22 protein-coding genes are annotated in these 25,191 nt (G+C 34.6%); 8 read left to right on the forward strand and 14 right to left on the reverse strand.

Annotated features, from left to right (window positions below; translation table 11 throughout):
• The first annotated feature begins 139 nt into the window (after positions 1–139).
• A complete protein-coding gene (locus ACM55M_RS07635; RefSeq protein ID WP_416856963.1) occupies positions 140–799 on the forward strand; it encodes a ribonuclease HII in 660 nt (219 codons plus the stop codon).
• Between the two features lie 177 nt (positions 800–976).
• Here the strand turns inward: ACM55M_RS07635 and lipB are convergent, their stop codons facing one another.
• Positions 977–1,675, reverse strand: coding sequence for a lipoyl(octanoyl) transferase LipB (gene lipB / locus ACM55M_RS07640; RefSeq protein ID WP_416856964.1), 699 nt, complete (start codon positions 1,673–1,675; stop codon positions 977–979).
• A gap of 118 nt (positions 1,676–1,793) precedes the next feature.
• Positions 1,794–2,525: a hypothetical protein gene (locus ACM55M_RS07645; RefSeq protein WP_416856965.1), complete on the reverse strand. Its 732-nt coding sequence runs from the start codon at positions 2,523–2,525 to the stop codon at positions 1,794–1,796.
• A gap of 206 nt (positions 2,526–2,731) precedes the next feature.
• Between ACM55M_RS07645 and lysS the strand changes: the two genes are divergently transcribed.
• Entirely contained in the window at positions 2,732–4,441 is a 1,710-nt protein-coding gene (gene lysS / locus ACM55M_RS07650) for a lysine--tRNA ligase (protein WP_416856966.1), read from the forward strand.
• 57 nt (positions 4,442–4,498) lie between these two features.
• Here the strand turns inward: lysS and ACM55M_RS07655 are convergent, their stop codons facing one another.
• The 5 genes from ACM55M_RS07655 to ACM55M_RS07675 form a co-directional block, all read right to left on the reverse strand.
• Positions 4,499–5,470 carry a transporter gene (locus ACM55M_RS07655; protein WP_416856967.1) on the reverse strand — a complete coding sequence of 324 codons (972 nt, stop codon included), beginning with the start codon at positions 5,468–5,470 and terminating at the stop codon, positions 4,499–4,501.
• A 4-nt stretch (positions 5,471–5,474) separates the two neighbouring features.
• Positions 5,475–6,512, reverse strand: a complete 1,038-nt coding sequence (locus ACM55M_RS07660) for a cytochrome-c peroxidase (RefSeq protein ID WP_416856968.1) — start codon at positions 6,510–6,512, stop codon at positions 5,475–5,477.
• Positions 6,513–6,681: 169 nt separating this feature from the next.
• Entirely contained in the window at positions 6,682–7,479 is a 798-nt protein-coding gene (locus ACM55M_RS07665) for an MbnP family protein (RefSeq protein WP_416856969.1), read from the reverse strand.
• Between the two features lie 113 nt (positions 7,480–7,592).
• Positions 7,593–7,934 carry a hypothetical protein gene (locus tag ACM55M_RS07670; RefSeq protein WP_416856970.1) on the reverse strand — a complete coding sequence of 114 codons (342 nt, stop codon included), beginning with the start codon at positions 7,932–7,934 and terminating at the stop codon, positions 7,593–7,595.
• Positions 7,935–8,147: 213 nt separating this feature from the next.
• Positions 8,148–9,962, reverse strand: coding sequence for a hypothetical protein (locus ACM55M_RS07675; RefSeq protein WP_416856971.1), 1,815 nt, complete (start codon positions 9,960–9,962; stop codon positions 8,148–8,150).
• 266 nt (positions 9,963–10,228) lie between these two features.
• Between ACM55M_RS07675 and ACM55M_RS07680 the strand changes: the two genes are divergently transcribed.
• Positions 10,229–10,648, forward strand: a complete 420-nt coding sequence (locus tag ACM55M_RS07680) for a hypothetical protein (RefSeq protein WP_416856972.1) — start codon at positions 10,229–10,231, stop codon at positions 10,646–10,648.
• 45 nt (positions 10,649–10,693) lie between these two features.
• Here the strand turns inward: ACM55M_RS07680 and hemL are convergent, their stop codons facing one another.
• The 7 genes from hemL to ACM55M_RS07715 all read right to left on the reverse strand — a co-directional run bounded on the left by hemL (position 10,694) and on the right by ACM55M_RS07715 (position 20,102).
• Positions 10,694–11,980 carry a glutamate-1-semialdehyde 2,1-aminomutase gene (gene hemL, locus ACM55M_RS07685; RefSeq protein ID WP_416856973.1) on the reverse strand — a complete coding sequence of 429 codons (1,287 nt, stop codon included), beginning with the start codon at positions 11,978–11,980 and terminating at the stop codon, positions 10,694–10,696.
• A gap of 33 nt (positions 11,981–12,013) precedes the next feature.
• Positions 12,014–12,904, reverse strand: a complete 891-nt coding sequence (locus ACM55M_RS07690; RefSeq protein ID WP_416856974.1) for a glucosaminidase domain-containing protein — start codon at positions 12,902–12,904, stop codon at positions 12,014–12,016.
• The gene (locus ACM55M_RS07695) at positions 12,897–13,793 is read right to left on the reverse strand and encodes a 1-aminocyclopropane-1-carboxylate deaminase/D-cysteine desulfhydrase (protein ID WP_416856975.1); all 897 of its coding nucleotides are present in this window, start codon (positions 13,791–13,793) and stop codon (positions 12,897–12,899) included. Before ACM55M_RS07695 ends, ACM55M_RS07690 begins: the two co-directional genes overlap by 8 nt.
• A 91-nt stretch (positions 13,794–13,884) precedes the next feature.
• Positions 13,885–15,714, reverse strand: a complete 1,830-nt coding sequence (locus tag ACM55M_RS07700; protein WP_416856976.1) for a T9SS type A sorting domain-containing protein — start codon at positions 15,712–15,714, stop codon at positions 13,885–13,887.
• Between the two features lie 160 nt (positions 15,715–15,874).
• A complete protein-coding gene (locus tag ACM55M_RS07705) occupies positions 15,875–17,467 on the reverse strand; it encodes an ice-binding family protein (protein ID WP_416856977.1) in 1,593 nt (530 codons plus the stop codon).
• A 279-nt stretch (positions 17,468–17,746) separates the two neighbouring features.
• Positions 17,747–19,309 carry an ice-binding family protein gene (locus ACM55M_RS07710; protein WP_416856978.1) on the reverse strand — a complete coding sequence of 521 codons (1,563 nt, stop codon included), beginning with the start codon at positions 19,307–19,309 and terminating at the stop codon, positions 17,747–17,749.
• A gap of 457 nt (positions 19,310–19,766) precedes the next feature.
• Positions 19,767–20,102 (reverse strand): hypothetical protein, encoded by a 336-nt coding sequence (locus ACM55M_RS07715; protein WP_416856979.1) that lies wholly within the window; start codon positions 20,100–20,102, stop codon positions 19,767–19,769.
• Positions 20,103–20,225: 123 nt separating this feature from the next.
• On the opposite strand from ACM55M_RS07715, the gene ACM55M_RS07720 reads away from it, so the two are divergent.
• The 5 genes from ACM55M_RS07720 (at position 20,226) to ACM55M_RS07740 (ending at position 25,095) form a co-directional block, all read left to right on the forward strand.
• Positions 20,226–20,402, forward strand: coding sequence for a DUF5522 domain-containing protein (locus ACM55M_RS07720; RefSeq protein WP_416849176.1), 177 nt, complete (start codon positions 20,226–20,228; stop codon positions 20,400–20,402).
• Between the two features lie 238 nt (positions 20,403–20,640).
• Positions 20,641–22,623, forward strand: a complete 1,983-nt coding sequence (locus ACM55M_RS07725; RefSeq protein ID WP_416856980.1) for a urocanate hydratase — start codon at positions 20,641–20,643, stop codon at positions 22,621–22,623.
• Between the two features lie 49 nt (positions 22,624–22,672).
• Positions 22,673–23,209, forward strand: coding sequence for a DUF4136 domain-containing protein (locus tag ACM55M_RS07730; protein WP_416856981.1), 537 nt, complete (start codon positions 22,673–22,675; stop codon positions 23,207–23,209).
• Positions 23,210–23,465: 256 nt separating this feature from the next.
• Entirely contained in the window at positions 23,466–23,852 is a 387-nt protein-coding gene (locus ACM55M_RS07735; protein WP_416856982.1) for a group III truncated hemoglobin, read from the forward strand.
• A 109-nt stretch (positions 23,853–23,961) separates the two neighbouring features.
• Complete coding sequence (locus tag ACM55M_RS07740; RefSeq protein WP_416856983.1) at positions 23,962–25,095, forward strand: esterase-like activity of phytase family protein; 1,134 nt, start codon at positions 23,962–23,964, stop codon at positions 25,093–25,095.
• The last annotated feature ends 96 nt before the right edge of the window (positions 25,096–25,191 follow it).

Raw genomic sequence — 25,191 nt, forward strand, 5'->3', positions numbered from 1 at the left:
TTTAATCAAGCAAAGGTAATTTATAAAAACATATAAATAAAAAAACACAGCATTTTATAGGATTGTTATAACAAATAGATAACTAACGGGTTTTTACAGCGAAAATTTTATAATATTTGTTTCTTTAAAAAAACAGAACATGCTCGAAAACAATTTTTCGAAGATTATCCTTGAAAGCGGAACCGATGAAGCGGGTCGTGGCTGTCTTGCCGGTCCTGTAACTGCAGCAGCCGTAATATTACCTTTCGATTTTGAAAACGCAATCCTGAATGACAGTAAACAATTATCCGAGAAAATCCGAGAAAAGTTAAGACCTATTATTGAGCAGCAAGCCATTTCCTTTGCGGTAACGCATCTTGAGCCTTTGGTAATTGATGAAATCAACATTCTAAATGCCTCTATAAAAGCGATGCAAGAAAGTATTCTAAAACTCCATCCCAAACCCGAATATATTATTGTGGATGGAAATGCACCACTGATTCACAAAAAAGGGATAAAAAACCGTGGAGGGAAAATTTTCACTGCTACTGAACTCGAAATTCTTAATTCGATTCCAAATACGAGTATTGTAAAAGGCGATTCTAAATTTATGAGTATTGCCGCTGCTTCCGTATTGGCAAAAACCTATCGGGATGAGTATATGAACCGCATTCATGAAGAATTTCCGATGTACAATTGGAAACAAAATAAAGGCTATCCTACCAAAGAACATCGTGAAGCAATACGGAAATATGGGATAACGAAATACCACCGAATTACTTTTCGATTGTTACCGGAACAATATTCTTTTGATTTTTGATTGCCGATTAACGATTTTTGATTTCAGATTTAAAGCAAATCGATTAGCTTCAAAATTTTGATTTAAGAAATTAAAAATTTTGATTTTTTTAATAGCCAATAATGATACTAAAATTCATAAGTCTTACACAAATCTGAAATCAAAAATCGTTAATCTAAAATCGTTAATCTAAAATCTTCAATCAAACTTGGCCTCAAAAAGAATGGAGAAATGTTTCAGGATTTTCTCTTTCACTTCTTCTTCATTCACCCTTTCAACTCCAAGTTCTACGTTTAATGTAGTTACGGCTTTACCGCGAATTCCACACGGAATAATATTGTCAAAATAACCCAAATCAGCATTCACGTTTAGTGCAAATCCGTGCATGGTTACCCAACGGGAAGCGCGCACGCCCATGGCACAAATTTTTCTTGCAAATGGAGTTCCTGCACCTAACCAAACTCCGGTTTCGCCTTCGCTTCTGCCGCAAGAAATTCCATATTCTTGAAGTGTAAGAATAATGGCTTCCTCCAGAAAACGCAAGTATTTGTGAATATCAGTAAAGAAATTTTCTAAGTCCATAATTGGATAACCCACAATTTGTCCGGGTCCGTGATAGGTAATATCACCACCACGATTGATTTTGTAGAAAGTCGCTCCCTTGGCTTCGAGTTGTTTTTCGGATAAAAGCAAATTACTTAAATCACCACTTTTACCTAAAGTATAAACGTGAGGATGTTCCACAAAAAGGAAATAATTAGGAGTTTGTAAACTCGTTTCCTCTCTCCTATTTTTAATTTTTAAGTCAACTATTCCTTTGAACAATTCTTCTTGGTATTCCCAAGTTTCCTTGTAATCTTTGTTCCCTAAATCTTGAAGTTGGATGGTTTTGTTCATTTGTCATGGCGAGGAACGAAGCAATCCTATTTCGTTCCCTTATTTTTGATTGGCAAAGGTACAAAGTTTTCAAGAATGAATAATACAGTGTTCCATTACATCTTTTAGTTTAAAATACTTATTCCAAAATCACCTCTAAATTCGTGCTTTCGGGATTTTGTAAACAATCCGATAAAAGGAATTGCAATTCTAATGCTTTTTTGTCTTCGCTTATTTTTGCATTTATATTCGAAACTGACTTAATTTTTCGAGGAAAATGATATTTTAAAACATAAGGTTGATTGATTTTAAAATTGGCTACTCGGGTTTTCAATTCTGAGATTTTATCCTGTTGTTTTTTTAATTCGACTTCATCTGTAATTTTCACTATTCTTTTAAAAAGACTTCCGTCAAAAGCATAACTCACACTGTAATAATGTTCTTCGGCAGTCAAGGCATAATTATGTTCTAAATCATCCGCATATTCCTGGGTTTTGTATAAATCCGGAACTGCTGAAATTTTATCGAAGCTTTGATTGATTTTTGTTCGAAATTCTTTCTCGTAGGAACTTTTCTTGATGTGAACGTTTACGGTTGCATATTTTTGAAAAATAGCTTTTTCGGATGCTGGAAGTTTTGAAAATGTTTCCGAATATTTCGTTATAAAATCCTTAAAAAAGTAAGTTGTATCCTCAAATTTTTCTTCTTTCGAATAATTTTCTCCCGCTAATTGCATGTAGCTGTGTTCGTCGCGAAGTGATTCGGTTTCTATTCTTCCCGTTCCGTCCTCATTTAAATGGATGGTTTCGGTGATTTGGCAACTTGTAACCAGTAGCCCTAAAAGCAAAAAAGCGTAAATTTTATTTTTCAATTTTTATGATTTTGAATGGTCATTTTTTACCAAATATAAAATAATAACTACAATCCCTAGCCCAGATTACAGTGGAAATCCTTTTTATTTTTTCTTTAAAAATAAAAAGATTATAACGGAAAGCTGGAAATAGCTCCAAAAAACCTTTAGCACTTTGCTACTTTGCTACTTATACAGTATCTTTGCGCTCTTAAAAACAGCATAAAATGGCATTATCCGAACAAGAAATATTACGTAGAGAAGCACTTACCGAATTACGCAATTTAGGCATTGAGCCTTATCCAGCAGCCGAATTTATCACAACCGCTTATTCGAGCGAAATCCTAGCCGATTTCGAGAAGTACGAAGGAAAAGAAGTTGTTTTAGCAGGACGTTTGATGGGTAAGCGTATCATGGGGAAAGCGTCGTTTGCAGAATTGAAAGATGCTGAAGGACGTATTCAAATCTATGTTTCACGAGATGATATTTCGACTGATGAGGAGAAAACGATGTACAATGTAGTTTTCAAAAAACTATTGGATATTGGCGATTTTATTGGAGTTCGCGGAACGGTTTTCAAAACACAAGTAGGTGAAATCTCGGTTCATGTTTATGGATTGACGGTTTTGGCAAAAGCTTTGAAACCACTTCCTGTTGTAAAAACGGATGCTGATGGAAAAACGCACGATGCTTTTGCCGATCCGGAACAAAGATACCGTCGTCGTTATGTGGATTTGACCGTGAACGATCATGTGAAAGAAACGTTTATTAAAAGAACTAAATTGTTCAATGCAATGCGTTCTTTCTTTAATGATAAAGGATATTTAGAGGTAGAAACTCCTGTTCTACAACCAATTCCTGGTGGAGCTGCAGCGCGTCCTTTTATCACGCACCACAACTCGCTTGATATGCCTTTATACATGCGTATTGCGAATGAATTGTACTTAAAAAGATTGATTGTTGGTGGTTTTGAAGGGGTTTATGAGTTTTCGAAAAACTTTCGTAACGAAGGAATGGACCGAACGCACAACCCGGAATTTACAGCCATGGAAATATATGTAGCCTACAAAGACTACAATTGGATGATGAAATTTGCCGAAGATCTTTTGGAGCATTGCGCGATTGCCGTAAATGGAAATTCAGAAGTGACTTTTGGAGAACATACCATCAATTTTAAAGCGCCTTATACTCGAGTTACAATGACCGATTCTATCAAACATTTTACTGGATTTGATATTTCAGGAAAAAGTGAAGTAGAGTTATTTGACGCTGCCAGAGGAATGGGAATTGATGTAGATGCCACAATGGGTAAAGGAAAACTGATTGATGAGATTTTTGGAGCAAAATGTGAAGGAAATTATATTCAACCAACTTATATCACGGATTATCCAAAGGAAATGTCACCATTGTGTAAGCAACACCGTGACAATCCAGAATTAACAGAACGTTTTGAATTAATGATTTGTGGTAAAGAAGTAGCGAACGCCTATTCTGAATTGAATGACCCAATTGACCAAAGAGAACGTTTTGAAGACCAAATGAGATTGGCTGAAAAAGGAGATGATGAAGCCACTGGAATAATCGACGAAGATTTCTTGAGAGCGTTAGAATACGGAATGCCTCCAACATCCGGAATGGGAATTGGGATGGATCGATTGATTATGTATTTGACTAATAATGCTTCTATTCAAGAAGTGTTGTTGTTCCCGCAAATGCGACCAGAAAAAAAACAAGTCCAAATTGAATTGTTAGACGAAGAGAAATTAATCATTGCTCTTTTGAAAACCAATGAAAGCAAAATGGATTTGGGATTATTGAAAGTAAAATCAGATTTGAGTGGAAAGAAATGGGATGCTGCCATGAAAGGCTTGGCTAAACATGGTTTAGTAAAAGTAGCTTTAGTAGGTGATAGTAAAGTGGTGGAATTAGCCGAATAGTTTATTCCGTTTGATTATATAAAAAAAGGAGCTTCAATCGAAGCTCTTTTTTTGTTATTATAAAGTATAATTCAGATTAACACTCCAACGGTAATTGGCTTCGATTTTTGAATTGGATAAATGCTGATTGATAGGAAGCATCGCATTAACACCGATGGAAAAATCTCCTTTTCCTGCTTCTATCCCAAATTTACTAAAAAGAATATCTCCTGAAGTATCCGGTAACTTTTCTCCATATTGCTTATTGGTTTCATAGACTTCACCCGCCAAGCCCAATTGTGGAACCAGTTTTACAGTCGGTAAATCAAAAAGATAAAACAGTGTACTGCCGTAATTAAATTGATTCCCAAATTGGTACTGCTTTTGGTTTTCGGTTTTGAAAGTATAATTCAGCATGGTGCTTAATCCTAAATTTTTCTTTTTTATAACATATTCAGAAACCAAAAGATAATCCCAACTGCCTGTTCCAACTTGGAAGCTCTGATTGACACTTCCGGTATTGTTAGCTTCTTCAAATTTTCCTGTTGGTATTTTTACTCCACCACCCAATTGCAGTTTATGCGTAAAAACGGTGCTGTCTTTATGCGTTTGATAGACGGAGTACATCGCCATAACAGAGATATCCCCTAATCCTTGAATGTTTTCTGTTCCGGTGGAACGCTCGCGATTGTGAAAATGATACGGAACCAATGCTGAAATCTGGATTTTTTCTGTAATTGGAATTTTGGTCCAAATTTGGATTGTATTGAAAATTTCATCAATCCACGGGGAGTTGGCGAAAATCCCGTCTTGACTGGTATAACTTTGATTGAAATAGCGTAAGCCCACAAAATTATTGTTCAGCATAGAACTAAATCCCATACTGCCGCCACTTGCCGAACAGCCACAGGCATCACAATCATCTTCGAAATCTTCGAGTAATTGCATTTTCTGGAAAGTGAATCTCGAAATACTGTCTTTTTCTATTTTGGCAAATACAAACTGGTTTACAAAAAGAACTAAAACAATAATTAAAATTTTATTTTTCATGGTTTTAATATTCTGAGAATCGTTTATCGGTGAGATATTGATTATCGGTTAGTGTTTTTAGGAAGGCAATCAATTGTATTTTTTCAGTATCAGAAAGCGGAATTCCTAAATTTCCGTTTTGATTTAGAATCGGGTCTAAAGTTGCCCCATTTACAACTCCGGAAGCATAATGATTCAAAACAGATTCTAATGTACCGAATCTTCCATCGTGCATATAAGGTGCCGTTTTTTCTATATTTCGTAAACTAGGCACTTTGAATTTATAATAATCCGTTGCTACTTGCGTCACACGAAATCTTCCCACATCATTTATTTGCGGATTGACTACCAAGCCATTATTCCGATAGGAATTATCAGTCATTAAATCTGTGGCGTGACATGAAGCACACTTTGTATTGAAAAGTGCATAACCCGAAAATTCCTCCGACGTTAAAGTACCGCCCGTTTCATTACGTCGGTATTTATCAAATTTAGAATTGGATGACGTTACCATCAACATGAATTGGGAAAGTGCTTTCAGCATATTTTCGGTATTTATGGCTCCATCTGTAAATGCTTGCTGAAAAAGCTTTTGATAAGTTTTATCCGCTTTCATCATGGCAACAATTGTAGTCAAATTTCCATTCATTTCAATCGCACTTGTCAACGGAATAATAGGTTGCAAATCCAGATGCGTTGTTGCTCCATCGTACATAAATGCCGTTTGATAGCCTAGATTTTGAATTGGGGGCGTGTTTCTGGTTCCTATATTATCCCCAACTCCGTGGCTGAAAGTATGTCCGTGATGTGTAAATGCATTTTCCTGAATGTGACAAAAACCGCAAGAAATAAGACCATCCGAAGATAATCTTCCGTCGTAGAACAACTTTTTTCCCAGTTCAAATCCTTTCTCTGTTGGCGGATTCAGTGCGATATTATAAGCCAAATCCGGAAAATTAGACGGCACCTCGAAATCTAAAGGTTTATTGACATAAACATCATCTTGATCCGAACAACTGGAAAGCAAAGTCAAAAAGAAAAATAACACTATTAATTTGTACATCTTCACGTTTTTTAGCCCTGATAGTAATGGAAAGCCCGCAGCAAAAAAATGTAGTTTTTCTTGCTGGAAAAAAGCGACCAAAGGAAGCTCTTTTCCCAGCTTAGAAAACCACATTTTTTAGCGAGGACTTGCAATGTATAGCAGGAAATAGCTTCTAATTCAGCACGAATTAATCGTTATGAACGTGGGCTACCGTAAACATTCCGTTTAAGTTTGCTGTGATTAAAGGCAAATTTGTTCCGCCCATAATCATGGCTCCCATTCCGCCCATGTTATTGTCAGACAATTTGATTTTGTTTGTTCCGTCAATAATTTTAGACACATCGGCTACAACATGAATTTCTGGAGCGATAGTTGTTCGTACCATCGCTTTTGTAGGCAAATCAAGTGTTACTTCGGTATAGTTATAACTTGTTCCCGTTTGTCCCGTATGAACCATAAACGAAGTGCTGTTAGCCACTGTTGGGGACGTAAATGTACCTTCGAAAGCAAGGAATTTATAGCCCGCAGACCAACTCCACAACATATCAGCAGCTTGTGCAGTAGCTAAGAAATTTCCCTGACCCGCTGCACCCAATTCCCATTGCGCTTTGTCAACTCCTATTCCAAATTTTATTTTAATATAATTTGCCGCAGGAACATTCGTTAATTCCAATAAGTGACTGGCTACAGTAGCTTCATCAACGATAAAATAGCTTTCGCTTTTGGGATAGGTAAAAGTAGTTCCATCCTCTTTTGTCAAGACGATGTTGCTGATAATGTATTTAACGGTATTGATTTTCAATATTTCCCCGTTGGAAGTCGTATTGGCTTGCGTACTTAATATCAAGTCATTTGACCCAAAAGAATTATCGAATTCAACCCCTAAGTTTCCTGTTCCTGAGATTACCTCATCATTATTAGTACAGCCTGCAAACACAGCGCTTAATGCAATAATTGCTATTGCTTTATTCAGTAAATTTTTCATTTATATGATTGTATATTTCTTATTTTTTGTTTTGAAATAATTGCACGTACAAGACAGTTTCAAATGACATTTGTCAAATGAAAAAGTATACGTAAAGGTGTTTCAGCTAAAATTTAAGAAATAAAAATGGGAGGATGAAAAATAGAATATAAATTCAGGTGGGAATATAAATTATTATATTTTGAATGTATTGTTGTTTTGGCATTTCCGTTATAAACGAATAAGGAGAAGTCGTTTTTGATGTCCAAGATTAAATCAACGGTATCAAATGTTGTATTCTTTTTGTTAGAAGATGTTTGTTTTTCTTCTTCTTGTGCTTTGGCTAATTCTTTCATCAAATGGCACTTTCCATTACAATGCATCATCGGTTTTGCCTTATTAACACATAGTACCTTTGAAATATATTCATAATTAACTGCATATTCTAAAACCGGGACTAGTGGCTTTAGAAACATAAACAATACTATTATGAATGCTATTTTTTTCACGGGGCAAAGGTAGATTATAATTCTTTAAATTGAATCTAATTTAAAAAATTAAAAGGCCCTTTTATTTCATTTTAACATTTTTTCGGCTATAGAAAATAATAAAAAAGGCTTGAAAAAAGACTGCCCTCAAATAGCGTCTAACTTTTTGGGGGCAGTGGAAAATTTCAAGCCTTTTTAGTATTAAACCAGAACTAACTCTGGAATTTCAATTTCAATCAATTCCGTTTTATAACTATTAAATTGATTTAGAATTTCTTTTTTAGTGCTTTCGAAAAAAGGTGTTACTGAGAATAAATTTTCATAATATGCAATTCCTTCCATCAAATTCTTTAGGAATGAATGCCATTTTTTTATTTGTGCCGCAGTAATTTCGTCAGAAACTGCTGTGATTTCATTTTTCAAATAATCCAAATACATTTTTAATTCTTTGACAAAGAGATTTGGACGATTCGTAACCGTTACTACGGAAACGTTTCCATAAATATGTTGCACCATTCTAGAAAGGGAAACTTCTTGGTCAAAATAAGCCATATTTGGTCCGGGACAAATGATAACGCCTTGTGCCTGCCCTTTAATTTTAATATTATTTTCGAGATAAGAAGCATTAGCCAAACCTACACAAAGACACGCTTTTTCAGTGATACTATTTTTCTTTTTTTCGAAAATTTCTGCAGATAAAACATCTTTTTGTTGCAGTAATTCTTCCAGTTTTAAATCTTGGTATTTTTTGGAAGAAGTACAAATTCCTTTTACATCGTATTCTTTGCTTAACGCCAAAAATCGTTTTGGACACGAACTACCCGCTTTACTTTCCTCAATACGTTTCAGTTTTAATTTTTCATTAGTCGTTCCGCGCAACGTATTAAAAGGAATTCCCAAAGGCGAAATATGACTTAAATACAAATCCTCTTCTTTGGCTCCAGCCAATAATGCTCGGGTGTGTTTATCTACCGAAGTCGCTTCAGAAACCAATAAAAACGGGGAACCCCAACCCACAGCATCAACTTTATAATGGTCCAATAGAAAATCATGTTCTTCAGCAGTTCCTACACCACCCTGAACGGTGATTTTTAAATCCAATGGTTGTTCCGGAACATGCATTTCTTTTTGTCCCAAGGCTTTCACCATCAAATCATGGGCAGATTCAATCAATTGGTCTTTTTTCTGTTTGAATTCTTCTAAAATGGGTCCCAACAAATACCCTTCGGTTGCAAAAGCATGACCGCCACAATTTAATCCGGATTCTATTCGGTATTCAGAAACCCAAAGCCCTTTTTTGGCTAAAAAATTTCCTTGAATCATTGCCGAACGGAAATCACTTACTTTTAGTGTGATTTTCTTTTTAAGGTTGTTATTCAAATCGGGAAAGAAAGCCGTGAAATTTTCAAAATAACTGTACAGTCTTGGATTCATTCCCGCGGATAAAACAACTGATGATTCTAATGTGCTATTGGCAAAGCCTCGAAGGGCAGCATGTGCATCATTGAAAGCAATTGGTAATTGTTCGTCTTTATTGAAATTATCCTTATCGAGTTTGGTCATTATGTTCACATCAATAGCACCCGGATAAAGATTATTCTCCAGATAATTTTTGATATTTTCTTTGAAAGCAAAACCGTCCTCCAAAAAATTTTGCAAGCCTAATTTAATTTCCGATTTGTTGGGTAACATTGTCATGTAATTTTCCAATGCTAATTTGCTCTCGGACAACTCAGTTTTAAAATTTTCAAATTTTTCTTTTACGATTTTGTCTACCAAATTCAAATAAGAAGTAATGCGTTCAGCGCGATAATCATGAATTTTTTGAGTGATTTCTTGGTAAGGAAGATCAAATTTCTTACTGTAAAATGCATTCATTTTTTCGATAAGTTCATCATCCATAATTGAAATTACGGAAGATATTCCATACTTCGCCACTCGTATCGGGCTATCAATTGTATATGCAAGCCCCATAACCGGAATATGAAATGTATGAAGTGGTTTAATTGTTTTCATGCCTAAATGATTTAATAAATAAACCACAAAACTCGAGAAACAAAACCGAATAAAAACTGATAAATATCATGCGCTATTCTACTTTATCAAATACCTTAGCTTTCAAAGCCCTTTTGAGACTGTTTTAAAATCAATCCGTTATGGCCAATCATACTAAACTATCATTTTTTTTTAAAACAACTAAGAATAAAAAATAAACTTTTGCTAACAGATTAAACCTTTGGTCTCTATCACTGTCTTATAATTATAACTTAAAAACAAAACAAATGAAAAAATTAATTATTGCTGCATTATTAGTTGTTGGAATGACCAGTTTTGCTCAAGACAGAAAAGAAAGACCAGCAAGAGCTGATATGGAAAAATTAACTCCTGAACAACGCAATGAATTAATGTTAAAAAAAATGACATTAGACCTTGATTTGAATGCAAAACAGCAAGAGCAAATGAAACAGGTTATTGCTGAACAAAGCGCCAAAAGAGAATCCATGAGAGCGGAACGAAAAGCAAATCAGGAAAAAAACACTGGCGAGAATTTTGACATGAGAACCAAAATGATGGATGAACAAATCGCTATGAAAAACAAGATGAAAAGCATTTTAACTCCGGAACAATTTGAAAAGTGGAATGCAGAAAAAGAAAAACAACAACAAGAAAGAGGTGACCGAAGAGGTGGTGATCGAAAATAAGAAAAAAGAAAAAACTTCCGGTTTAAGCCGGAAGTTTTTTTATAACTAAAAATTTTTTGAAACTTTATCTATAGCACGAATGGTAAAATCTAAATCATCGTACGTTAATGCATCTGTAATAAACCATGTTTCGTAAGCAGATGGCGCAATATAAATTCCTTCCTTTAATAACCCATGAAAGAATTTCTTGAAGGTTTCATTATCCCCTTTTGCAGCAGTTTGAAAATCTACAACTGGAGCAGCGTCAAAATGTACTGAAATCATAGATCCAATGGTATTGATTGTAAAAGCAACATTATTTGCTTTCAAAACTTTGTCAATCCCTGCAGCCAAATACGCTGTTTTTTCTTCTAATCTTTGAAAAATAGCACGATCATTATCTAACGCTTCTAACATCGCTAATCCTGCAGCCATTGCTAATGGATTTCCTGATAAAGTTCCTGCTTGATAAACAGGTCCTAATGGCGCCAGATAATTCATAATTTCTTCACGGGCAGCAAAAGCTCCAACTGGCAAACCGCCGCCTATTACTTTTCCGAAGCAAACTATATCAGCAGTTATATTGAATAATTCCTGAACACCGCCTCTGGCAAGTCTAAAACCTGTCATGACCTCATCAAAAATCAATAGAATTCCATTGTCTGTACACAATTTGCGTAATCCTTCCAGAAAACCTTTGTTTGGAGGAATACAACCCATGTTTCCTGCAACTGGCTCAACGATTATTGTGGCAATTTCATTTTTATTGGCTTCAATTAAAGCCTTCACATTCTCTAAATCATTGTATCGTGCCAGCAAAGTATCTTTGGCAGTTCCTGCGGTTACTCCAGGACTATTTGGCGAACCAAAAGTAATGGCACCGCTTCCGGCCTGAATCAAGAATGAATCAGAATGACCGTGATAACAACCTGCAAATTTTATTATTTTATCTCTTTTGGTAAATCCACGAGCTAATCTTACCGCGCTCATACAAGCTTCAGTTCCTGAATTTACAAATCTGATTTTATCGATATTCGGAACCATGGAAACAGCCAAAGCGGCAATTTGAGTCTCTAATTCTGTTGGCATTCCAAAAGAAGTTCCCAATTTAGCTTTCTCAATCACGGCTTGTATAACCGGTTCAAAAGCATGACCTAAAATCATAGGACCCCATGAATTGATATAATCGATTAAACGGTTACCGTCTTCATCATACAAATAAGCACCTTTGGCACTTTTGACAAAAATTGGAGTTCCTCCTACTGCTTTAAAAGCTCTTACTGGTGAATTTACACCTCCTGGAATTACTTTTTCTGCTTCAGCAAAAAGCTGACTGCTTCTTTTATATAACATTTAATGAATTATGAATTTTTGGTTATTTTTAATTTATTTTATAATCAGTCTTTGTCCAATTGAAAGAGAATTGTCAGAAAGATTATTTTTTTGTTTTAATTCGTCAATTCTTAATTCGAATTTTTTAGAAATAGAATACAACGTATCTCCTTTTTGAACCTCATAGGAGTCTGAACCTTTTGAGTTTTTATTTTCTATTGATAATTCTGCTACTAATTGTTTTTCATTCGAAACATAATTTACGTCTAAAACCTCACGGTCATATTGTTGCAAATTGTATCGTTCAATATAAGCTATCAATTTATCCGGATATTTTGGATCTGTAGCGTAGCCGGCAGTTCTAAGCCCTCTTGCCCAAGCCTTATAATCTCCTTTTGGCAATGCAAATAATTTAGAATATCTACTTCTGCCAGTTAGAAATATAGCGTGGTCTTTAAACGATTCTGATGGATTATTATATTTCCTGAAGCATTCCTGATCAGAATCGTCATCATGACGCACACTTTCTCCAGTCCAGCCTTCATGACATTTTATACCAAAATGATTATTGGCACTTATAGCCAAATCACCTACTCCGGCACCTGATTCTAAAATTCCTTGAGCTAAAATAATACTTGCAGGAATACCAAAACTCTTCATATTTCCCATTGCAATTTCTTTAAATTGAGAAATATAAGCTTTCACAACAGCATTCGTAACTACCGTTTTTGAAGTAGAAACAATTACTTCCGTTTCACTAATCGTTGGTTCTTTTTTTACGGGTTTTGTAATAATTGATTTTGAGACATTCGGTTTTTTAACAGTGGTAACAACTTCTGATTTTGGTTTTAAAGCAACTTTTTTCGTAGTTACAATAACTGGCTTTGTAGCTTTACAACCTACCAAAGTTAGTATTGTGAGAATCAGCAGAATTTTTTTAAACATTGACATTGATTGTTGGTAATTGTTTGTTTCTTAATTTCATATTCATTCCTTGAATTCCCTGAATTCCACCGGTATGAATTAGTAAAATTTTTGATTGAGCCGGAAAATAGTTCTTATGTATCAAATCTATAACGCCAAAAACCATCTTTCCTGTATAAATAGGATCCAAAGGAATTTGATTATCTTCATAAAACTGATTAATGAACCCGATTAATTCGTTATTTACTTTTCCGTACCCTCCAAAATGGTAATCAGTAATTAATTCCCAATTCTCATTTTGTGCAAAATTACAAATTTCGGCTTTTAAAAAATCCCCTTTTAAAGCTGGAAACCCTAAAACTTTCTGGTGCGGCAAAACACTATTTATAATTCCTGAAATAGTGCCCCCTGTTCCTATTGGGCAGCAAATATAATCAAATTCAGCATCTTTCTGTGTTAAAATTTCCTGACAACCTTTGATGGCCAATGCATTAGTCCCGCCTTCGGGAATAAGATAAAAGCTGCCAAATTTTTGTTTTAAATTTTCTAAAAATGAAATCTCGTTTTTTAAGCGATACGCTTCTCTCGAAATAAATTCCAATTGCATCCCACAATTTTGAGCAAACAATAAGGTTGGATTTTCTAAAATTTTAGTGCGTAATTCATCCCCTCGAATAATCCCAATAGTTTTGAATCCTTTTTCTTTCCCTGCAAAAGCAACCGCTGCAATGTGATTCGAAAAAGCGCCTCCAAAAGTAAGCAGTGTTTCCTGATTTTCTTCTTTCGCCTGAAGCAAATTATATTTAAGTTTTCTAAACTTATTTCCTGAAACAAAAGGATGAATCAAATCTTCCCGTTTGATATGCACTGAAATGGAGTTTGGAAATAATATCGTTAACTGTTGATTCAAGCTAAGTTATTTTTTTACAAAGGTAAAATTTATATATAACAAAAATGCAACCTTTGCAGATTGCATTTATTGTTTTCATTTCAAATGAGTTTTAGTTTTTAATTATTATTTTTTTACCAACCTCAATATTGTCTTTGGTGGATAACTTAACAATATAAATTCCATCTCCAAGACCTGACGTAGAAAATTTATAAGATGAATTTACTCCCAAATCGTTTTTATTAAAAATTGATTTTCCGGCGACATCATATAAAGCACAGGTAGTAAAATCTATTAACAATGGATTATTGATTGTTAGATTTTTAGTAGAATTATTTTGGTAAACCACAAAACCTTCACTCGTCAAATCTTCAACTCCCAAGGAAACATTACTTTTAAAGGTGATTTCAAATTGTGTATTATTGACACCTGCTGGAAGAGTCAATTCATGGAAATCATTTTTAATATCAAAATATTTATCCGCCACTTTATCATGTAAGTAAACAGTATTAGCTCCTGTAAAATTCAAAATTTCTTTTACTGTAATTTTATAATTAGCTTTGGCCACATTTTTAAAACCTATAGGGATTTTTTTATCGACATTGAAATTCACAGCATTTATTACATATTCGTTATCCTCTACTACAAAGTAAACATCTGCAGGAGGTCCATCGCTTGGGGATATTGCATCTAAGGCACGATCAACACCGTCCGTTGCTTCAGGAATAAATGCCAAAGCCATTTGACGGACTCCTTCATTATTCATCAATATATTGAATCGTATTTGTGGCGTTGGGAGAATACTCACTTTGGTATAATCAAAACCAGATACTGATTGAATATCCGATAAATAAGAAGAGATATTTTTCGTTTTATCTTCATTTTTATTAAATTGAGAATAATTTGACACGTTCTCCTTAACAAATACTCGATAAATATTTTTCATTTCCACAGTACTATTTACAGTTCCTTCAATCAAAAAACCTTGTCCAACTGGACTAAAACGTCTTTCATAAATCCCCCCTGTACTCATACTCGTTACCTGATTTCCAGATCCATCATAAGAATAAAAAGTTGCAGGAACATAAACTCCATTACTTCCTAAAGAACCAGGTGAAAAAGCTCCATATCCCCCTTTATAATCAGCTATAAAATGAGAGTTTATCGTTTTATCTTGCTCCCAGAAATAAGCAATCCCCGTACAATTTGTTGCAGCTATTAAAAAGGCAGACAAATCTATTGCTGATGGATAAGGATTTCCAGTTAACGTAAATTGCTGAATTTTCACTGGAATAGAAATTGTTCCATCATTTGGTTTTCCTCTAAAATCATATCTTTGTTGACTTGTCGGATTGTTTTGAACCCCATTTACAGTAGTTAAATTAGTCCCTGAAGTTCCTTTCATCGTAAAACCTTCTCCTGCATTTATGCTAGAAGCAGAACCCACTTGAATCCAATTCGAATAATTCGATGTTGCTATCAATTTATTTATCCAATATGGGGCAATTGCAAATGGACTAGCTTTACCATCGTAATTATTCATTGCTAAAATGGTTGGATTATTGCTACTAGTCAAATTTACAATGTCTTTAAGCTGGGTAATCCCAAAAGGAGAATTCCCTGTGACAGCACTATTTCCCCCAACAGGAGAACACCAATAATTGAATTGAAAATTGTTCGTACTTCCTTCTTGAAAAATAGATAACTCACCAACTCCTTTATTTGTTCCAACCGAAGTAGAGCCTTGCAACAATTGGGCATCTTTTCTCAAATAGAAATTGCTACTAGCTGCACTTAATTCCAAGTCTTGTTTTATAAAAATAACTTCATTACTTGCAAAGACATAACTATTAGGACTAATATACATCTGGGCATTAGCATTGCTCTGAAATAAAATTTCAGAAACAATTAACAGTATTATTTTAAGTAATTTTGAGTACACAAGCTTATTAGTTAAGTTAATTTATAAGAGTTTAGATGTTTTTTAATAAGTAATCTCATTAGACACTATAACATCTTTAGTTTTAGAAAATGAAGCTATTAAGAATAATAAAAAATCTCAAGGTGCAAACTAGATATTTACGATAGTTTTTAACATAATCTTATCTCACACTCATTAAGGTTAAGATTCTATTTTTCAGAATTATTGCATCTGAATCAATTTTCCATCTAATATCAATATTTTGCCCCGAAGAAACTGTAGCAATTGCCTGTAAAGAAACTGATCCAATATTCAGATTACTTGTGCAAATTCTGCTCGAATTAGGAACTAAAACTCCATTTTGATAAATACTAAAAGTTGCTAATGCTTTGCTAGCGGTTGCTACAGTAGTAGTCCCAGGTTTAAATATAGAACCATTCACGCTTGAATACTCAAAACCTGAAACATCACCTGAATTCGTACCAATGTCTCCAGTGAAATAAGAATTCCCAGTGTTGCCAATTGCACCATTAGTCGTAAATATAACAAAAGTAGACAATGTTCCTAAGTCAAGATAAGAACAGTTTAAAGGTATGTATGCAGTTCCTGGTCCAAAACTAATAGCACCAGTTGTTGAAAACAATCTCCCTTCAAGCGTTCCATTAGCCCCCATAAAAACGGCTCCATTATTAGCAATAACAGTTCCTTTCATTGTCGTTGAAGCGGCCATAGATGCTGCGCCTTCTACAATCCAAAATACGTTACATGCAGATGCGCCGTTAGTCAATGCAACAACAGTACCTGCTCCTGTAGTAAATGCCCCTCCAATTTTAAAAATAAACACTGCATTTGGATTTCCTTGCGCGTCCAAAGTTAAAACTCCAGCTATTGATCCTGCAGCTCCTATTGAATATACACCAGCTGTTAGAATCTCCCCACTACCAAGAGCAGGTGCATGAATATTAGTAATAGAAACCCCATTCAACTGATCGTATGCCGCTTTTAAATCTAATCTACCTTGATCAGTATTTACAGATCTAGAAGAATAGCTGGAAGTAATACTATATTGACCATTAAACATAACCAGATAAGTTCCTGCCCTAGGAGTCAATGACATTCCTGGAATTAAAACATCAGTATTTGAATTAGTTACTATATCCTCAGTTGCATTAACCGAATTAAAATTATCTGAATTGGCCAGTACAAAAGCCGTAGTTGCTAATTGTGTAGTGTTCGTACCAATCGCTGCAGTTGGAGCTAATGCCACCCCTGTAAAGGTTGGCGAATCTGAAAACACGACCTTTTGAGTCCCTGTTTCATCAATCAATGAATTCTGTGATTGTGCTGAAGTAATACTTCCAGTTTGCGTTCCGTAAACTGTTCCTGTTGTAGGTAATGTTACATTTGTTACTCCTGTTGTTGTAATTGTAGTTGCAAATTCACCTGGTAAAGCAAGTGTCGACGAATTATTATTAGCTATTCCTGTCCCCCCATTAATTGGTAAAACTAAACCTGTAATAAAATCTTTCCAACCCAAATTATAAAAATTGAAAATTGAAGTCGTAGTGTTATAAATAAGAAGTCCTGTTGCAGGTGAGCTAATGGCATCTCTTTGTATTGTAGTCAAACGAGGCAAAAGAAATCCTTTATCGGTAGAATGAATATCTAAAGCTGATGAAACTTCAGGGGTAACTGTACCTATTCCTACTTGTGCACTAGAAACTTCCGAAATTAGCAGGGATAAAACGCATAAAAACAAGATATTATTTTTCATTTATTTATTTTATATATTCTATTGATCTAAATCATTAATACATTGAAAACAATGTATTTTTGTCCTTTAACTAAGTACATTATAACTTTTAAAGCATGCAAATGTGATGCTATTGAATAACTTGACACCTGTAAAAAACCATTCTTTAATTAACCTAATAATAATCGTATAAATTTATTTTAGAAAAATTGAGAACTATTTTTACAAATAAAGTAATCGACTTAAGACAAATTAAAAAAACAAAAGACACTATATCTAAATACCTGTTAATCAATAAAACTACTTTACATTGATTAGTGTTAATATTCTGTTTCCTAGCTTTAAAGTTCCTGCATCAATGTTCCATCTTACATCAACATCTTGACCTGCCGAAACAGATGCAATGGCTTGCAATGACACATCCACCGTATTAACAGAACTTAATCTCGTTCTACTGGAGTTTGCAATTAATACTCCATTTTGATAAATACTAAAAGTAGCCAAAGCACTAACAGTAGTAGGAGTAATAAAAGAACCATTCACAGTAGAAGTTTCGAAACCTGTTATAGCACCTGCGTTAGTACCTATGTCTCCCGTAATATTTGAAATTCCTGTATTACCAACACCACCAGAAGAAGTAAACATAGCAAAGGAAGACAAAGCTCCCAAGTTGACATGAGAACTATTAGCAGTTTTAGTCATGGTTAAACTATCAGTACTTATAGCTCCCGCCGTAGAAAGTATTCTTCCTTCAAGCATACAAGATGCTCCTAAAGCAACTGCACCATTATTAGCGAGAAGGGTTCCTTTCATAATAGTTGAAGCTCCAAGCCCTATCCCTCCTTGTGCCAACCAAAAAACATTAGCAGCAGATGCTCCATTGAGCAAGATTATTGCAGCACTTGCCCCAGTGTTAAAGGCCGCTCCGAATTTAAAAATAAAAAGAGCATTGGTATCTCCGTGTGCGTCTAAGGTAAGGGCACCTAATACAGAACCTGCCGTAGCTATACTATACACTCCTGGGTTCACGGTCTCACTTCCAAACGTAGCTGAATGGGTAGTATTTGTAACTGCGACTGAATTCAATTGATTATAAAATGCTTGTAAAGCGATTGCTGCTTGCGTCGCTTTATTACCAGGTGTTATTGTATATTGGCCATTAAAGGCAACAGCATAAGTTCCTGTTAGGGGACTTATTGACATTCCCGGTACTAAAACATCCGTAGTTGAACTAGTCATTATGTCCCCAGTAGCATTAATGGATTTATAATTACTTGTAGTGTTTGCCAAAACAAAAGCCGTCGTTGCTAATTGTGTCGTATTCGTTCCCACTGCTGCAGTAGGAGCTAGCGTTATTCCTGTAAAAGTTGGAGATTCAGAAAACACTAACTTTCCAGTCCCTGTTTCATCGCTCGATGAATTCTGTATTTGTGCTGAAGTTATACTTCCTGTTTCCGTTCCGTATAAAGTTCCTGTCTTAGGCAATGTAACATCTGTTAATCCAGTAGTTGTAATTGTAGTTGCAAATGCTCCCGGTAATGCAAGAGTAGATGCGTTACTATTGGCTATTCCAGTTCCTCCATTTATTGGCAAAACTAAACCTGTATTAAAATCTTTCCAACCCAAATTATAAAAATTAAAAATTGAAGTCGTAGTGTTATAAATAAGGAGCCCAGTTGCAGGTGAACTTATTAGATCTCTTTGAGCTGTAGTCAATCTAGGCAAAAGAAATCCTTTATTAGTAGATTGAATGTCTAGCATCGATGAAACTTCAGGATTTGTAGTACCTATTCCTACTTGTGCATTTGATGCTTTCGAAATTAGCAAGAATAAAACGAATAAGAACGAAATACTATTTTTCATATATTTTTAATTACTCTATTGAGATTTATCTTAATTTATTGAAAAACAACACGTTTTAAATCTAAAAAATTTATTAAAAATCCAATGTGATGCAAATGTGATGTTAATTAATGACTAAACAACTGTTAAAAAAAATAAAGTCTCTAATCGACACATCTTCAGTACCTTTTTTTATTTTTTAGCACTCATTTTAACTCATAATTCCCAGTAAACAGTCACTTTTATGAGCAAAATTTTATTTGAATATAAATAACATTTTTGTTTAAATAAACAAGCTTTTTCTTACAAAAAAAACAAACTGCACTATTTTTTTTAATAGTTTCTTTCTATAATTTAAAAATAAGGATTGAAAAAGGTGGCATCCCTTGATTGATCGCAATTGAACGATAAAAAAGGGTATTCAATAAACTATAATTTTCTTAAAGTAATCGATTTTTAAAGTATGGTATGAATAAAATTATTTTTTATCAAAAAAATTTAAAAACTTTAAAAAAGGTCTGTTTTTTAAATACTCTAAATTTGATTCATTGGCATAAGCTTCCCTTTCAAAACTGATATTTCTGTATGCTAAATCAGCTTTCTTATATTGAATCAAACGAAAAAGATATTCTATAAAATACCAAATAAAAAAAAAAATCACCAGAAGTTCTAATTGCTGTCGCAAGTGTATTTTCTCATGATTAATAAAAACTTTATTTTCTTTATCAATATGATATTTTATAAATACAAAAGGAAATGCAGTCAATCCACGATATCCTTTTGGAATTAAATATTTAGCAACAATTAGAAACATTCGCTATAAAATTTATAAATTTGTACTGATAAAATGGTCCTATTTAATGAAAAACTCAATCGATTGAGTTCTTTTATCAATCAAAGTAAATCGAATGACTTTTAGAATAGAATAATCCTAGGTATGAATGAGCAAAGTAATGAAAATAAATTAATAGAAGGGGAAGATTTCTATTACACACCGGAAGGTTACAAATGTTTCACTGAAAAATACCATTTAAAACGTGGCTATTGTTGCAAAAGCGGTTGTCGTCATTGCCCTTATGGTTATGATAAAAAAACAGGCACAAATAAAAAGTAGTCAATATTCAGGTGCAGATAGTATAATCAAGAGAATGCAGTTTTCAAAAAACATCAACAAAAAACTAAATGGATATTTGTTTACAGAAATATAGAATCAAAATTCATAAATCCTACCATAGGTCGGATATTCGTTATCCTTAGTGTATTCTTAAAATTAAAATGGTGTCCTATCGAGCGCAGTCGAAATCCTTTTCTTTTAAAATTACACATAAAAAAATTAACGAATAACATCAAAAATGACTTTCCAAGAACAAATTCAACAAGGGATTCCATCGGTTTTACCAAAAATAAAACCATACGAAACGGATATCAATCACGCCCCAAAACGCAAAGAAATCCTTTCTGCTGAAGAAAAAAAACTAGCATTACGTAATGCCCTTCGTTATTTTCAACCTCAACATCATGCTGAATTAGTTAAAGAATTCTCAGAAGAGTTAGAAACATATCGCCGTATTTACATGTACCGCTTTCGTCCTGATTACAAAATGTATGCGCGACCTATTGCTGAATATCCCGGAAAATGTGAACAGACAAAAGCAATCATGTTGATGATTCAAAATAATTTAGATTATGCCGTAGCACAACATCCGCATGAGTTGATTACGTATGGCGGAAATGGAGCTGTTTTCCAAAACTGGGCACAGTATCTTTTGACAATGCACTATTTGTCGGAAATGACAGAAGAGCAAACATTGACCATGTATTCCGGCCATCCTATGGGATTGTTTCCTTCGCATAAAGAAGCTCCACGAGTTGTTGTCACAAATGGAATGGTCATTCCTAATTATTCCAAGTCGGATGACTGGGAAAAAATGAATGCATTAGGCGTTTCTCAATACGGGCAAATGACAGCTGGAAGCTATATGTACATTGGTCCACAAGGAATTGTTCACGGAACAACCATTACCGTTTTAAATGGTTTTCGTAAAATAAAACGCAGTCCAAAGGCTGGTTTATTTGTTACCTCAGGGCTGGGCGGAATGAGTGGCGCACAACCAAAAGCTGGAAATATTGCCGGTTGCATTACCGTTTGCGCCGAAGTAAACCCAAAAATCACCCATATTCGCCACAGTCAGGGCTGGATTAATGAAGTGGTTGAAAATGTAGATGAATTAGTAAAAAGAGTCGCTTTGGCGCAAGCCAATAAAGAAACCGTTTCTATCGGCTATCTTGGAAATGTGGTAGATGTTTGGGAAAAATTTGACGAGAAAAATATCCATATCGATTTAGGATCCGATCAAACTTCCTTACATAATCCTTGGGCTGGAGGCTATTATCCTGCCGATCTTTCTTTTGAACAAGCAAATGAAATGATGGCTAATAATCCTGATTTATTTAAAATAAAAGTACAGGAAACATTACGCAGACACACTACTGCTATCAATAAACATACTGCTAGAGGAACCTATTTCTTTGATTATGGAAATGCATTTTTACTGGAAGCTTCCCGTGCAGGTGCTGATGTAATGGCGGAAAATCATATCGATTTCAGATATCCGAGCTACGTTCAGGACATCATGGGACCAATGTGTTTTGATTACGGTTTTGGTCCTTTCCGATGGGTTTGTGCTTCGGGAAAACCAGAAGATTTAGCCAATACAGATGAAATTGCCTGTCAAGTTCTGGAAGAAATGGCAAAAACAGCTCCTGAGGAAATTCAGCAACAAATGCAGGACAACATTCACTGGATAAAAGGTGCACAAGAAAACAAGTTGGTTGTAGGTTCACAAGCCCGAATCCTTTATGCTGATGCCGAAGGACGTGTAAAAATTGCTGAAGCTTTTAATCAGGCTATAGCCAAAGGCGAAATAGGAATTATAGTTTTAGGCAGAGATCACCATGATGTCTCTGGCACAGATTCGCCCTACAGAGAAACGTCTAATATTTATGACGGTTCCCGTTTTACCGCCGATATGGCGATACAAAACGTCATTGGAGACAGCTTTCGAGGAGCCACCTGGGTATCCATTCACAATGGCGGCGGTGTAGGCTGGGGCGAGGTAATTAACGGTGGATTTGGTATGGTTCTTGATGGTTCAAAAGAAGCTTCAAGACGTTTAGCATCAATGCTTTTCTGGGATGTCAACAACGGAATTTCCAGAAGAAGTTGGGCTAGAAACGATGGAGCATTATTTGCAATAAAAAGAGCGATGGAGACGCAACCTTTATTGAAAGTAACCATCCCTAATATAGTAGCCGACAATTTGTTGGATTTTTAAAAATTTGAACGTATCTTTAGTAAACATATAGAAATCAAATAATCACACCATGAAAGCAATTAAACTCCTTCCCGTACTTCTACTTTTCGTAATTGCATCTTGCAGTTCTGTAAAAGTGTATTCAGATTATGATAACAATGTAGATTTTAGTCAATACAAAACGTATGCTTTTCATAAAAAAGGAATTGATAAAGTTGAAATTTCAGAATTAGACAAGAAAAGAATACTAAATGCCATAGACCGGGAATTAAGCAACAAAGGAATGACCAAAAGTGAAAATCCAGATTTGCTGATTAATATACTAACTAAAGAAAGAGAAAAAATTGATGTAAACCAATACAACGCCGGATGGGGTTATGGTTGGGGATGGGGATGGAATCCTTATTTATGGGGAGGCCGCAGCACTTATGTTTCGTCATCAACCGAAGGGACATTGTATATTGATTTAATCGATGCCAAGAAAAAAGAATTAGTTTGGCAAGGTGAAGGTGTAGGTTATTTGACTGAAAACCGCAGTGAAAAAGAAAAACAAATCAATGAATTTGTGGCAAAAATTTTAGAACAATTCCCGCCTGTTAAAAAGTAAGCAGTTTTCAGATTTATAGTAAACAATAACCCTAGTATAAATAACCCTTAAAAAAATAGCCACGAATTAGCACCAATTTGAAATAAAAATAATCAAAAAAATTTGTGTTGATCCGTTTAATGTGTATAATCTGTGTGCTATTTTTGTTGTTAAGTAACATTGTGGACAAGCAACTAATCTAAAAAGTAGCAAGAACCTTTAAACTATTATTTGATATAAATGGTCTACCTTTACGTAGGCTTTTTTATATAAAATAATGACACAACTTACGGATATTACCACTCTCGAAGACATCAAATTACTTGTTGATACCTTTTACTCCAAAGTTCAAAAAGATAAATTTATTGGACCAATGTTCAATGAAAAAATAAGCAACCGATGGCCGGAACATTTAGAAAAAATGTATCTCTTCTGGCAAACAATTCTACTAGAAGAACATACCTATTCCGGCAGCCCATTTCCGCCACACAAACAATTACCTGTTGCAAAAGAACACTTTGAACGCTGGATGGAAATTTTCATTGAAACTACAGATAGTTTATTTGTTGGCCCATTAGCTGAAGAAGCTAAACTTCGCGCTATGAATATGGCTGAAATGTTCAATTATAAAATTGAGTATTTCAGGAATGCCGAAAAGAACTAAATCCTTAACGAATTATTAAAGACTAACCAATCAACTTTTTTTTCGATTACCAGTATCTTTGAAACAAAATACAATTCAAAAACCACACGAATACTATACTAAATAAAATATGCGTAAATTTCTAATTCTCGTTGTTTTACAAGCTATTCTCCTTTCTTGTTCCAATTTAAAACAAACTGCTGAAAACAAACCGACTCCCAGTTTAAAGTTTATCAGTTCGTTAGAAATTCCTTTTAATCAAACTTTTCAAGACACGAAAGTTGGTGGTTTATCCGGAATCGATTATGATGCGAAAAACGATCTTTACTACCTAATAAGTGATGATAGATCAGCTTTTAACGATTCCAGATTTTACACTGCAAAAATTCGTTTGGTCGAAAATAAATTAGAAAGTATCCATTTTCAAAGCGTCACTACTTTAAAAAATGAAACCAGAAAAAATTTTGGTAACTGGAATACTAACCCAACAACGGCAGCCGACCCTGAAGATATTCGATTCAATCCAAAAACCAGTTCCTTAGTTTGGAGCAGCGAAGGCGCTCGTGTAATTACCGCAGATAAATTAATTTCACAAAATCCTTCTATTAATTTTATAGATTTAAAAGGTAATTCTCTTGGCAAAGCCAAATTACCAACGAATTTAGAAATGCAGAAAGCGGAAAAAGGCCCTAGAAATAATGGAACTTTAGAAGGAATTACTTTTGACCCCAACTACAAAAACATTTACACCAACATTGAGGAACCTTTATTTGAAGATGGTGAACAAGCCAATACCAGTAAAGGAGGTTTGATTCGATTGTATCAATTTAATGCAAAAACCAAAAAGAATAGAGCTCAATATGCATATAAATTAGAACCTATTGCATTGGAACCGAATCCAAAAGATGCTTTTGCCGTAAATGGAGTTTCAGCGATTCAATATTATGGTAAAAACCAGTTGCTGGTTGTGGAACGCTCTTATTCTACGGGCACTCAAGCTTGCACAATTAAAGTTTATCTGTGTGATTTGAAAAAAGCAACTAATGTTAAAAACTATGATTCATTAAAGAACCAAAATTTTGAATTAGCTTCCAAAAAACTGATTCTAAACATGGATGATTTGGGGATTTTTATTGATAATATCGAAGGCCTTACTTTTGGACCAAAATTAGCTAATGGCAATCAATCCATTATTTTCATTTCTGATAATAATTTTTCTGAGATGCAAAAAACGCAGGTGTTGGTGTTTGAGTTGGTGGAATAGTAAACCCAAAAAACATCAATCAATCCAACACTCCCCTAGCCCAGATTACTTCACTATACTTTTATTTTTACTAGAGTTCAGTGAACTTCGTTTGCA

This window comes from Flavobacterium galactosi (assembly GCF_048158585.1).
In the GTDB taxonomy this organism is placed as follows: domain Bacteria; phylum Bacteroidota; class Bacteroidia; order Flavobacteriales; family Flavobacteriaceae; genus Flavobacterium; species Flavobacterium galactosi.